This is a genomic window from Clostridia bacterium, assembly GCA_017410375.1.
Classification (GTDB): Bacteria; Bacillota; Clostridia; order RGIG6154; family RGIG6154; genus RGIG6154.
Genome location: JAFQQW010000022.1, coordinates 1 through 12,736, shown reverse-complemented (window position 1 = coordinate 12,736; position 12,736 = coordinate 1). Strand labels below are relative to the sequence as shown.

The 12,736-nt window shown below is 41.6% G+C and carries 13 protein-coding genes; 4 read left to right on the top strand and 9 right to left on the bottom strand.

Annotated features, from left to right (window positions below):
- Positions 1 to 163: 163 nt before the first annotated feature.
- Entirely contained in the window at positions 164 to 976 is an 813-nt protein-coding gene (locus tag IJE10_03430; protein ID MBQ2967159.1) for a helix-turn-helix transcriptional regulator, read from the bottom strand.
- A 128-nt stretch (positions 977 to 1,104) separates the two neighbouring features.
- On the opposite strand from IJE10_03430, the gene IJE10_03425 reads away from it, so the two are divergent.
- Positions 1,105 to 2,082: an NAD(P)H-quinone oxidoreductase gene (locus IJE10_03425; GenBank protein MBQ2967158.1), complete on the top strand. Its 978-nt coding sequence runs from the start codon at positions 1,105 to 1,107 to the stop codon at positions 2,080 to 2,082.
- 63 nt (positions 2,083 to 2,145) lie between these two features.
- Complete coding sequence (locus IJE10_03420; GenBank protein ID MBQ2967157.1) at positions 2,146 to 2,919, top strand: prolipoprotein diacylglyceryl transferase; 774 nt, start codon at positions 2,146 to 2,148, stop codon at positions 2,917 to 2,919.
- Here the strand turns inward: IJE10_03420 and aroQ are convergent.
- From aroQ to aroF, 8 genes are read right to left on the bottom strand one after another with little or no spacing between them, the layout of a single operon-like run.
- Positions 2,916 to 3,347, bottom strand: coding sequence for a type II 3-dehydroquinate dehydratase (gene aroQ / locus IJE10_03415; GenBank protein ID MBQ2967156.1), 432 nt, complete (start codon positions 3,345 to 3,347; stop codon positions 2,916 to 2,918). The genes IJE10_03420 and aroQ overlap by 4 nt on opposite strands.
- Positions 3,344 to 4,564 (bottom strand): shikimate kinase, encoded by a 1,221-nt coding sequence (locus IJE10_03410; GenBank protein MBQ2967155.1) that lies wholly within the window; start codon positions 4,562 to 4,564, stop codon positions 3,344 to 3,346. The genes aroQ and IJE10_03410 overlap by 4 nt, the downstream gene beginning before the upstream one ends.
- A complete protein-coding gene (locus IJE10_03405; protein MBQ2967154.1) occupies positions 4,564 to 5,709 on the bottom strand; it encodes a chorismate mutase in 1,146 nt (381 codons plus the stop codon). The genes IJE10_03410 and IJE10_03405 overlap by 1 nt, the downstream gene beginning before the upstream one ends.
- Positions 5,710 to 5,721: 12 nt before the next feature.
- Positions 5,722 to 6,783 (bottom strand): chorismate synthase, encoded by a 1,062-nt coding sequence (gene aroC, locus IJE10_03400; GenBank protein ID MBQ2967153.1) that lies wholly within the window; start codon positions 6,781 to 6,783, stop codon positions 5,722 to 5,724.
- Positions 6,780 to 7,973, bottom strand: a complete 1,194-nt coding sequence (locus IJE10_03395; GenBank protein MBQ2967152.1) for a 3-phosphoshikimate 1-carboxyvinyltransferase — start codon at positions 7,971 to 7,973, stop codon at positions 6,780 to 6,782. Before IJE10_03395 ends, aroC begins: the two co-directional genes overlap by 4 nt.
- Positions 7,974 to 7,976: 3 nt before the next feature.
- A complete protein-coding gene (gene aroB / locus IJE10_03390; protein ID MBQ2967151.1) occupies positions 7,977 to 9,026 on the bottom strand; it encodes a 3-dehydroquinate synthase in 1,050 nt (349 codons plus the stop codon).
- Positions 9,023 to 9,856: a prephenate dehydrogenase gene (locus tag IJE10_03385; GenBank protein MBQ2967150.1), complete on the bottom strand. Its 834-nt coding sequence runs from the start codon at positions 9,854 to 9,856 to the stop codon at positions 9,023 to 9,025. Before IJE10_03385 ends, aroB begins: the two co-directional genes overlap by 4 nt.
- Positions 9,853 to 10,854: a 3-deoxy-7-phosphoheptulonate synthase gene (aroF, locus tag IJE10_03380; GenBank protein ID MBQ2967149.1), complete on the bottom strand. Its 1,002-nt coding sequence runs from the start codon at positions 10,852 to 10,854 to the stop codon at positions 9,853 to 9,855. The genes IJE10_03385 and aroF overlap by 4 nt, the downstream gene beginning before the upstream one ends.
- Before the next feature lie 446 nt (positions 10,855 to 11,300).
- Between aroF and IJE10_03375 the strand changes: the two genes are divergently transcribed.
- Positions 11,301 to 11,735 carry a sigma-70 family RNA polymerase sigma factor gene (locus IJE10_03375; protein ID MBQ2967148.1) on the top strand — a complete coding sequence of 145 codons (435 nt, stop codon included), beginning with the start codon at positions 11,301 to 11,303 and terminating at the stop codon, positions 11,733 to 11,735.
- Positions 11,728 to 12,597, top strand: a complete 870-nt coding sequence (locus IJE10_03370; protein ID MBQ2967147.1) for a hypothetical protein — start codon at positions 11,728 to 11,730, stop codon at positions 12,595 to 12,597. Before IJE10_03375 ends, IJE10_03370 begins: the two co-directional genes overlap by 8 nt.
- The last annotated feature ends 139 nt before the right edge of the window (positions 12,598 to 12,736 follow it).

Genomic DNA, 12,736 nt, shown 5'->3' with positions numbered 1-12,736 from the left:
ACAAAAAGCAAGCAATGGAGCGGAATCCTCGATGGATTCCGCTCCATTCAACATCTGTTCAAACCGGAGATTCTTCGCTTCGCTCAAAATAACAAATAGTTCTTTGCTTGCGGTAGAACGACTTTTTCGACAGTCTGAAAGACACTTTTATAAGTGTCTTTTTTTATAGCATAGATACTGTTTTTCGGTATTCTCTCGGCGATTTTCCCGTAATGTGCTTAAATACACGTCTGAAATATGTAGAAGATGAGAAGCCCAAACTTTCACTTATCTCTTCAATAGGCGTAGTGGTATCCGAAAGCAAAAGTCTGATTGCACGGTTAATCAAAATGTTTTGCTTGTATTCTATCGGGGTAGTGCCCACTTCTTTTTTAAAAAGCGCATAAAAGTGTGACGCACTCATGTCGCTAAGCGTTGCAAGCTCGGGTACAGAAAGTTCTTGCTCTGCACTAAGCTGAATATATTCCATAGCCTTTTCAATCCTTTGGTCAATTCTTTTTTCGGATTTATGGTTAAGCTTTGGCAACAGGGCACCCAGTATGCTGTAAAACATTGAAAGAACCTGCATGGATTCAGACTCTGTGCCGTTGTAATGCTCCAGTGCATAGAAATATTTTTCTTTTAATGTATCAAAATCAGGAAGGGTTACTTTTTGCAGAACAAAACGGTTGTGCTCTGATATACCGCAACCGCTTGTAAAGCTGAAATGCATACTTATATAAGAAACGGTTGGATTGCCATTCCATTTTGAAACGTAACGAGAGGTGATCGGCACAAAAATGATGTCACCCGGAACCACATGAACAGGTTGTTTTTTTAAATTACCCTCGGGATAAAAAAATCCTTCTCCTTCCAAAATCAGCCCCATACAAAAATGCGGTCGCGGACAGTTAGCGTAATTCACTTCGCCTGTTCGTCGGAAACTGTACTTTGCAACCTTAAAAAAGGAGAGAGAAGACATTTTTGTAATTTGCATATAAAAAAACCCCTTATCATAGAATAGTTCTGTTTTTTAATATTATACTGTATTTTATTTTCGGTGTCAATATGCTATACTAAATAAAAAGAACAAAAGTATTGTTTTGCTTTGAAAGGAGAATAAGTATGAAAGCAATATTGGTAAATAACGACAAAAGCTTAAGCTGGACTGATGTGCCGAATCCTGAAATCAAGGATAACGAGGTGCTTGTAAAGGTAGCCTATGCAGCATTGAACCGTGCAGACTTAATGCAAAGAGAGGGGGATTATCCGCCTCCGCCCGGCGCACCTGAATGGATGGGTCTTGAAGTTTCGGGTACAATCGAAAAAATAGGCACAGCTGCTGAAGGTAAATGGAAAATCGGCGATAAGGTCTGTGCTCTTTTAGGTGGTGGCGGTTATGCCGAATATGTTGCAGTACCGTATGATATGTGCATGCCTGTTCCGGAAAACTGTTCTATGGTGGAAGCAGCTGCCATGCCTGAAGCATACGCAACAGCTTTTTTAAATCTTTTTATTGAAGGAAATATTAAGCCCGGTAATACACTTTTGATGCACGCAGGCGCATCGGGACTTGCAAGTGTTGTAATTCCCATGGCTAAAGCCTTTGATATCCGTGTCATCACAACCGTTCTCTCTGCTGAAATCAAGGAATCTATCAAACATTTAAATGCTGACATTGTGGTAGATACTTCAAAAGAAAGCATTGTGGATATCCTTAAAAACGAGCTTGAAGCAGGACGTTCTGTCGATGTTGCCATCGACTGCCTTGGTGGTGAAATTATGGGCGAGTGTCTGCCGTATCTGACACATGGTGCGCGTTGGATCATGATTGCAGCCCTTGCAGGTCAGAAAACGCAAATTGACCTTAAAAACATCTATGTGCGCAATGTTCGTATTATTGGCTCCACATTGCGTTCCAGAACACCTGCGGTTAAAGCGGAAATTTTAGCCCGTCTTGTAAAAGAAGTGTGGCCCAAAGTGGAAGAAGGTTTAGTAAAACCCACCGTTTACAAAGTTCTGCCTATTCAGCAGGCTGAACAGGCACATGATCTCTTGTATCAGGGCAAAAACGTAGGCAAGGTTGTTTTAGAGGTTTGTTGAAGAATTGACAAACGAGAAATGGTCTGATATACTGGTTCTATCAATAAATGAGGAGAATGGTGTATGTATCCATTTTTAAAAATCGGAAATTTATTATTGCCGATGTACGGTGTTTGCATTGCTATCGGTATCGTTTTGGCTTTGTATCTGGCGGTTATCGACTGTCAACGAAAAGACTTGCAATGGGAATATATGCTTGCGATGGCATCTCCCGGACTTTTAGCGGGCTTGATTGGTGCAAAGCTTTTGTACTTGCTTGTAACCTACACACCGCATGAACTTTTATCTGTTCTTAAAAATGGCGACGTTACAGGCTTAATTCGTGGTGGATTTGTGTTTTACGGCGGATTCATTGCAGGAATTTTGGTTGTCGTACTGATGTCAAAAATCATAAAATGCAACCTTTCGGATTACGAAAACACGCTTGTTAAATGTGTGCCGCTTGCACATGCCTTTGGCAGAATCGGCTGTTTTTTTGCCGGATGTTGCTACGGACTTCCGACCGAATCTTTTTTAGGAGTCACTTTTTCCAATCCGCTTGGCTCTGCACCCATCGGTGTTCCGCTTATGCCTGTCCAGCTTTTTGAGAGTGCATTTAACCTTTGTTTAACTGCACTTCTTTGGTGGATAGATAGACGAAAGCCAAAAAGCAAAATGATTCTTCCGCTATACCTGATGCTGTACGCAACCGAAAGATTTGTAATAGAGTATTTCCGCTTTGATGCAGAGCGTGGCGCGTTACTGGGATTTTCCACATCCCAGTGGATCAGTGTAGCCGTTTTTTTGGTTGGAATAGTGATTTTGTTTTATAGAAAAAGAAAAACTGCTAAGTGTTAACTTAGCAGTTTTTTTAAATACATAATCCCTTCTTTATAGCCCTCAAAACCCTTTCCTGCAATGGTTTTTTGAGCAACCAGAGAAATATACGAAAACTTTCTGAAATCTTCACGGCTGTTAATGTCTGACAAATGTACTTCAACTGTCGGAATGCCTACAGCCTTTAACGCATCTAAAATTGCAACACTTGTATGCGTGTAAGCGGCAGGATTGATTAAGATCGCATCAAACACCTGATATGCCGCCTGAATTTCGTCCACAATTGCCCCCTCGTGATTGGATTGGAAAAATTTCACATGAATATTTTCTTTTTCACAAATACCTTTTATATACTCTAAAAGAGCGGGGTAGTTCTGATTGCCGTAAATGGCAGGCTCCCGAATCCCTAAGAAATTTAAATTCGGTCCGTTGATGACAAGCAACTTCATAGTCCAAACGCCTCCTTAATTTTCTCAATGTTTTGCTCAACAGTAGATGACTTTAAAATATAGTCCGCAAAAGAATGGTACAATTCAATACGTTCGTTGTACAGCTTTTCCACTCCCTGTGTCTGTGAGAGCGGACGCCCTTTTGTAGAAAGTTCAGACACAGCCCTGTCAATAAAAAACACAATGCTGTTTTGTCGCACAAGCGGAAGGTTTTCCGGAATGGTTACAATGCCGCCACCGGTCGCAATCACATATCCGCTTTGCTTTGAAATTTCTGAAAGCACTTCTGTTTCGATTCTTCGGAAAGCCTCAATGCCGTCCTTTTGAATGATGTCGGGGATTTGTCTCCCTGTTTTTTCCGCAATCAATTCATCTGTATCCGCAAAGGTTTTGTTTAAAGCTTCAGCAAGTTTTTTCCCCACTGTAGACTTTCCGCATCCCGGCATACCGATGAGCAATATGTTTAAGGTTTCTCGTTCCAGCGCAAAGGTGATTTTATCAATCTCATCATCAGATATGGGCTTCCCGGTAAATACTTCAGCAGACTTTTTTGCCTGCGCCACAAGCATGGGAAGACCGTTAAAAGCGGGAATACCTAAAGTGTCTGCATCCAGTAACAGTCTTGTCTTGGACGGGTTATAAATGATATCCAGAACAACCTCGACTTTTCTGAAATCAGAAAGCTGAACAGGAGATTTTCCGTTTTTGGGATACATACCGACAGGGGTGGTGTTTACGATGATGTTCGCATCATGATGCAGATGAATATTTTCGTAATTGTTTTCACCGCTTCTGGAAATCACAACAATTTCGGATGCACCAAGGTCGTGCATAACATGCCAAACGGTCAGACTTGAGCCGCCACTGCCCAAAATAATCACTTTTTTCCCTTTAACACTCGCATTACTTTTCTTTACCAGATAGGAAAAACCGTAATAATCGGAGTTGTCGCCAAAAAGAGAACCGTCTGCACGGCGGACAATGGTGTTCACACTGCCTATTTTTTTGGCGGTTTCAGAAAGCTCTGCGCAAAAGGGAATAACGTCCTTTTTGTAAGGGATGGTTACATTCATAGCATCAAATCGGTTGCTTTGCATGAACGCAGAAACATCTTCCGGCTCAATTTCAAACAAATCGTAAGGCGTGTCATAAAAGTGTGCATGAATCTGCGGTGAAAAGCTGTGCTTTAATTTTCTGCCCAATAATCCGTATTGCATTATATCACCTCAGCATAGCTTCCTAAGTAGCAGAATGTTTCGCATATGTTTTCAAATTCAGCCATAAGTTGCATAAACTCAGGCGAGTAAATAGATGTTTCCAGATCAAAATAAAACATAAACTCAAAATCCTTATCGGGGAGCGGTCTGCTCTCAAGCTTGATAAGATTGATACCTAATGAATAAAAACGTGCAAGCACTTTGTACAATGCACCGGGCTTGTGTGGAATGGTCATCATAACACTTGTTTTGTTTGCTCCGGGATAAATTTCCAAGTTTTTGGAAATGCAAATGAAGCGTGTATAATTATTGCCCTTATCCTGCACCGAGGATTTTAAGCAACGTAAGTTATAAAGCTCTGCGCACTGGTGTGATGCAAGCGCTGCAATGTCCCGTCTTTCGGACTTTGAAACCATCTCTGCTGCAACAGCGGTATTTTCACAAGGGGTGATTTTAACGCTTCCAAGACTTTTGATAAAGCCCATGGATTGGTTTAAAGCCTGTTCATGAGAAACAATTTCCTTTATCTGTGAAATATCCTTTACGTCGGGATGCACATAAAGGTTGTGGTCTACCTTAATCCGCGTACTCCGTACAATATTAAAATTATGCTTTTGCATCAATTCATATACCTTGGTAACAGAGCCTGCTGTGCTGTTTTCCAATGGCAGAATGCCGAACTGACAAAGACCGCTTTCAATCGCAGAAAATACCTTTTCAAAGTCAGCGGTATAAACAATGTTCGGATTTTTAAAGAGCTTTTCGCAGGCAATCTGTGAATATGCACCCTCAGTGCCTTGGCATGCAACCGTTGCAGAGGGCGGAAACAGTTTTGGGGTGTTTTCAATTGCATTTGCGATTTTTTCGCTCAATTCTGTGGAAGTTGCCAAAAGCTTGTGCTGATAAGAACGGCTTACCTCAAAGATGACCGAATACAAAACCCTGATGTATTCCTGAAATTCAGCAGGTGTTTTTTCGGTTAAGGTGTTAAGCTTGTCCCGTTCTCTTTTTGCATCCAATACAGGCATATTGTTTTTCATTTTATATTCTGCAACATCTGCAGAAACTTTCATACGCTCAGCAAAAAGTTCAATCAGCTGATCGTCAATGCGGTCTATATTTTTACGTATTTCCTGTAAATCCATTTTCGTTCTCCTTTAATCCAGTAATGCATCTAAAACGGCAATTGCGGCTGCAGCCTCAACACAAGGAACAGCACGCGGTACAATGCACGGGTCATGTCTGCCTTTTATAACAAGCGTTTCTTCCTCGCCGGTTTCTAAGTTTATACTTTGTTGCGGAATGCCGATTGAAGGAGTGGGCTTTACTGCAACCTTAAAGGTTAAAGGCATTCCCGAGGTAATACCGCCTAAAATTCCTCCGTGATTGTTTGTTTTTGTGGCAATTTCGTCCTCTTGTAAACAGTACGGGTCATTGTTTTCTGAACCGTATAACGCAGATGCCTCAAATCCGTTACCGAATTCAATGCCTTTAATAGCAGGAATGCCAAAAATAATCTGCGAGATTTTATTTTCCATACCATCAAACATCGGTTCTCCAAGTCCTATGGGAAGTCCGGTTATCGCACATTCAATGGTACCGCCAACCGAGTCTGCACGTTCCTTTGCATCTTCAATAACCCGAAGCATTTCGTCTTTTTTGTTTTCATCCACTAAGGGGAAATATAAATCCTTTATATCCTGAACAGCTATACGGTTAAAAGGTATATCCTTTACATTTTTAATGCTTGCAATATGTGCCTTGATTTCAATGCCTTGTTCTTTTAAAACCTGTATGGCAATTCCGCCTGCAATACAGAGTGGAGCAGTGAGGCGCCCTGAAAAATGACCTCCGCCTGCCACATCCTGAAATCCGCCATACTTCATTTCTGCGGTGAAATCTGCATGGGATGGGCGTGGTGTAATCTTAATATTATTATAATCGTTTGAACGGGTATTCGTATTGTGTATAACTGCGCAAAGCGGTGCGCCGCAGGTGGTGTCTTCAACCAATCCCGACAAAAATTCAGGTAAATCCGCTTCCTTTCGCTGGGTTGCAAAGGTTGCGTTACCGGGTGCGCGTCTGCCTAAAAAATTTTTCAAGGCATCCATATCTATTTTTATGCCTGCCGGCAGCCCGTCAATACAAATACCGATAGCGGGCGAGTGAGATTGCCCGAATATGGAAAGTTTTATATTTTCGCCGTATGTACTGCTCATAATTCCTCCTTAATGATTCCGCCGAGGGCTTTAAAATCGTTCCAGAAATGCGGATAAGATTTTTGGACAGCCTCAGCATTTGTTATGGTTATCGCTTCCTTGCACTTAATGGATGCGATTGCTGCCATCATTGCAATGCGGTGGTCGTTAAATGAATCAACCGTTCCGCCGCTTAGCGATTCTTTTCCGTTTATAATCATACCATCCTCGGTAAGCGTAATATCTGCACCAAGGGCGGTCAAAACATTCTCAATGGTCTTTAGACGGTTGCTTTCTTTTATAATCAGTCGCTTTGCATCGGTGATAATGGTTTGTCCTGCAGTAACGGATGCAACGGCTGCAATAATCGGAATTAAATCCGGAATATCCTTTGCACACACCGTACAAGGTAAGTTATGGGTGATGCTTACGATTTCTTTGTCACCCTGCACAGAATTTTCGTTTAAACCGATACATTCTACCTGCTTTTTGGAAAGCACATCCGCACAGTGCCAGAAAGCTGCGTTGGACCAGTCACCTTCAACGGTTATTTCGCCGGGTGAAACATATCGTTGATTTCCTTTGACATAAAAGGTGTTGTTTTTAAAACAACTCTGAATGCCAAACAGGCTTTGTACGTTCCTTGTGATATCCACATAAGGCTTAGATTCCAGCTCGCCGACAATGCGAATTTCGCTGTCGCTTTCCAACAAAGGAAGTGCGAGCAACAAACCTGTAATAAATTGGGAAGAAATATTGCCTGCAATCTCAAAAATACCGGGCATAAGCTTTCCGCTTACCTTCAGCGGATTTTTGCCCTGCTTAGATAAAGTACAGCCATGTGCCTGTAACAGTTCATAAAGGGGTGAAAGGGGTCTTTCGGGAAGTCTACCCGCCATCTCAAAAGAAAATTCACCACCCAATGCCAGCGCAACCGGAAGCATAAAACGAAGCGTGGAACCGCTTTCGCAGCAATTAAGGACACCGCTGCCCTTTTTCTTTCCGGGAATCACAAATTCTTCTTCAAAATCACATCCAAGCGCACTTAGACAAGCTTTGGTCGCAAGTATATCTTTTGAGGAAAACAAATTATGTACCACAGTTTTTTCGTTTGATAAAGCCGCACATATCAGAATGCGGTGCGCTACAGATTTTGACGGAATGGCGTTAACCGTTCCGAAAAGCTGTGACGGTGTAATGGTTACATTCATATATCAACAAAAACCTTTCTGAATAAAATCTTCTAATTCGCTGACCGGTAATGGGTGCAAAACACACTGTCCGATTTTGGTGGGGACAACCAGGTTGATGTTTTTTGCCATCACCTTTTTGTCATTTAACATTTTGTCCAATATATCCTGCATCGGAACGGTTGTGGTTTTAGGTAAATTGTATTTGTCTAAAACAGCATCCACAGCTTCAACCGTTTCGCGATCGCATATGCCGTTTGCTTCGGAAATTTTTGTAATCAAAGACATTCCTATAGCAACTGCAAGACCGTGAATCAACGCAAAATGACTGCACGCCTCAATACCATGTCCTAATGTGTGTCCAAAATTCAAAAGCTGTCTTTTTCCGGTGTCAAATTCGTCGCCTTCTACAATGTCGCGCTTGATTTCCACACATTTTTGAATGATTTCTTCAACCGTTAAGGATTCATCCATCAGATTTCTGTAAAAATCTTCGTCACAGATGATTGCGTATTTTACAACCTCTGCCATTCCGCCTCTGTAATTTTCATCGTCTAAGGTTTTTAATGTATCTGGGTCGCAAATGACCAGATTCGGCTGATAAAATGCACCGGCGAGATTTTTGCCTGCATCCAGGTCGATAGCCGTCTTCCCGCCAACAGAAGAATCCACACATGCCAGTAGAGTGGTGGGAATCTGAATAAATCCTATGCCTCTCAAGAAAGTTGCTGCGGCAAAGCCGGTTAAATCACCTACAACACCGCCGCCCAAAGCAATCAAAGTATCCTTTCTGTTGATGCGATTTTTTGCCAGAAAGTTTAAAAGCGCAATGTAGGTTTCAGCCGTTTTGGAAGCCTCTCCGCTTTTGAATACAAAAGAGACTGCGTGAATACCGCTTTTTTCAAGAGTTTTTGTTAAAACATCCATATAAAGAGGCGCAACAACCGAATCCGAAATAATTGCAACCGTGTCCGAATTCAAAACTGCCTTTATTGCTTCTCCGCAATGCTTTAAAAGCCCTCTTTCTATTAAAATGTCATATTCTTTAGATGCCTTTACATGTACTGTTCTCAACGTTTATCCACCTCCTGTTTTCTGTCAGACCCTTCCTGAAGTAAACGCTTTAATTGCTCAAAATCGTTGTTTTGAATTGCGTCTTTGTATTCGGATAATGCCTGAATCAGCACATCCAGCTCATAAATCACGGAAGCCTTGTTTTTCAAAAACAATTCAGTCCACATAGGAACATTCATATAGGCTACACGCGTTAAATCTCTGTAGCTTCCGGCAGATAATCCTTTGTGTTCTTTTACGGTCGGACTTTTCATGTACGCATTCGAGACAATGTGTGCCAGCTGTGATGTGTACGCGATAATACGGTCATGGTTTTCGGCTGTCCATACCGTAAATTTACCGAATTTTCCGGGAAGAAGTGCCTGCTTTGCCCGTTCTAAAATCGAGATATCATCAAAAACCGGTGGAACGAGTGCCATGGTTGCTCCTTTAAACATATCACTTTTGCTTTTTTTGAATCCGCTGTACTGCGTGCCTGCCATGGGATGACCGCCAATAAAAATAAATCCGTATTTTTCAGCCAGAGCAAACCCTTTATTACAAATGCTTTGCTTAATACCGCAACAGTCAATGACAAGCTTATCTTTTCCAAAGTATTCTGCGTTTTCGTCTAAAAAATTCAAACAAGCTTTAGGTGTAAGTGCAATTAAAATCAAATCACAGCTTTTCATATTCTCCCTGTCTAAAACGCCATCTATAGTTTTTGAAAGCAACGCGTATGAAACGGTAGAAGCATCAATATCAAGCCCGAGTACCGTTTCGTTGTTTTCCTTATATGATTTTGCCAGCGATCCGCCAATCAGTCCGAGTCCTGCAATTCCAACCGTCATGCAATCACCTCACGAATTTTTTTAACCTGTTCTGCCACATCCTTAAATTGTTCGGGGGTCAGAGATTGTGCACCGTCACAAAGTGCTTTGGAGGGGTTGTTGTGTACTTCAATCATCAGTCCGTCTGCACCTGCCGCAACTGCCGCCATTGCCATGGGCTTTACAAGTCGGGATACACCGGTTGCGTGGCTCGGGTCAATCACGATAGGTAGATGTGTCAGCTCTTTTAACATGGGTACCGCTGCTAAATCCAATGTGTTTCTTGTATAGGTTTCGAAGGTGCGGATACCTCTTTCGCACAGAATAATATTTTCGTTACCGCCTGCCATAATATATTCTGCGCTCATCAAAAGCTCTTTCATGGTGTTGGCAAGTCCGCGTTTCAAAAGAATGGTTTTCTTCGTTTTTCCAAGCTCTTTTAAAAGTTCAAAGTTCTGCATATTTCTGGCACCGACCTGAATAACATCCACGTTTTCAAAAAGAGGCAAGTGGTTTGCGTTCATAATTTCGGTTACAATCGGCATACCTGTTTTTGCTTTTGCGTGCTCTAAAAGCTCAATACCGTCTGCTTTTAACCCTTGAAAATCATAGGGGGAAGTTCTGGGTTTAAATGCACCGCCCCGGAGCAGGGAAGCACCGCCTGCCTTAACACCTTCTGCAACAGCCATAATCTGTTCGGGCGATTCAACCGAGCAGGGACCTGCGATGATTGCAAAGTTTCCACCGCCGATTTTTACACCGTTTATATCAATTACCGTGTCATCCGGATGGAATTTCCGATTGGCACTTTTAAAGGGGTCTGAAATTCGTTTTACACAATCAATGATATCCAATCCCTCTAAAAGGTCTGTATCTACCTTGCTGGTATCTCCAATCAGACCAATAATGGTTTGGTAATGACCCTCTGAAATGTGAACGGTAAGACCTTGCTGTTCAAACCAGTCGCATAAATTTTTCATTTGGCTTTCTGTTACGTTGTTTTTCAGTACTGCTATCATGGTGTAAATCACTCCTTAAAAAATAAAAGCCACACAGATGCGATTCTGTGTAGCCAAATAAACCAATAAATTGTTTTAAAGAAGCAGTTGGTTAATTTTTTGCAACACAAATCGCTTTTACTCTGTTGAAAAAGTAAAAGTAAAAGTAATAATATGCAATTGCAAATAAATTACTTTTCATTTTGTTATATGCTCCTTAAAAATGATATTATTATTTTAGCACTTTATCACGCTGATGTCAAGCACTTTTTTATTTTTTGCACAAATATAAGTGTTGATTTTTGCTGTGAATTGAGATATAATAAAAATGTTGAAAAATTTTAAAAATCTTTGCAACCTTTTGGCAGACATAAAAGTATTATATATGAAAGGGGGACAATGGCTTGAATAGCGAACAGATAAAAATCGACGTTTCCGGTGCGGAACTGGTCGAGAAATATTTTGATATGGTTTTTCGCCTTGCGTTGTCCCAGACCAAAAACAAAGATTATGCGGATGATATTGTCCAGGATGTTTTTTTAAAGTTTTTGCGTCAGGAAAAACCTTTCGAAAGCGAAGAGCATGTGAAAGCCTGGCTGATTCGGGTGACCATCAATTGTTCCAAAAGTATGTTTACCAGCTCCTGGTTTAAAAAGAATGTACCATTAGACGAGCAAATGGATGTTGCATTCGAAACGGAGGAGGAAAGCGATGTGTTTTATGCAACGCAGGAGCTTCCGCCCAAGTACAGAACGGTAATTCACCTGTTTTATTATGAAGATATGTCTGTTGAGCGAATCTCGCAGTGTCTGGACATGAAAGAAACAACTGTTAAATCACAGTTACACAGAGCGCGGGAAATGCTCCGGGAAAAGTTGAAAAGAGGTTATGATTTTGTTTAGAAAACACTATAAGCAAGCCTATGATAAAATCGAAGGCGATAAAACGCAGATTGCCCGAATTTTAGCAATGGCAAACAGCAAACAGCCAAAAAAGAAAAAAGCTTTTTCTTTCCGTTTCGGCACAGCCTTTGCTGCAGTTTTGGTTCTGTGTGTGTCGGTTTATTCGCTTCCGCAATTGCGTGAAAGTACCGAACCGATTCAGGAAAAAACAACGCAGGAGGAAACTATCTTTGTTCCTGACCCGTCAATTGAATTTTATGCACAGGATGAAATTCAGAATCCGGATACCGTTGTGAATGAAAACAAAGCTTCAAAGAACAAAGCTGAGTCAGCATCGGTTGAAGCCAATGAATCTTTTGTTGCAAAGCAAAATGATACTGTACAGAAAAAGAGCGAAACGGTTGTTGAAAGCAATGTAGAACCTGTTGATTCTGCGGATATTGCACAGGGAACGCCTGCAGATGATGCTCCGGCTGTTGCAAATGAAATGAGAATGCTTCCGCCGCCGGAAGCGATGCCTGCAGCATTGTCTGCGGATGAGAAAGTTGTTTCAGACCAATCTTCAGGCGGCTCGGGTGCTGCACCTGCTCCTGTGTCGCGCATGGCGATGCCTGAAAGCTATCCCCGTACCTTTGATGACGGAAGCTATGCAACTGTAACGATTTACCAGCAAAATGATGCTATTGAAAATGCATTTTTGAATTCTGCATCTGAAAATATTGCCGGTGCACAAACCATAATTTACAACAGCGAAGACGAAACCACAATCCTTGTTAAAACGGAAAACAGCTATGCAGAAATTACAGGGGTTAATCTTACGGACGAAAATATTACCACTTTGGTATCCGAAATTCCGCATTAAAAGGAGCTGTAAATTTATTACAGCTCCTTTTTGGGGGATAGGAAAAAATGTTTGGAATGGACAAACTGAGCCCAAACCGCGATATAGCGCGGTTTGGGGTTACCCGAAGGCGTACAAAGGTACGTCGAGAGGCGAAGTT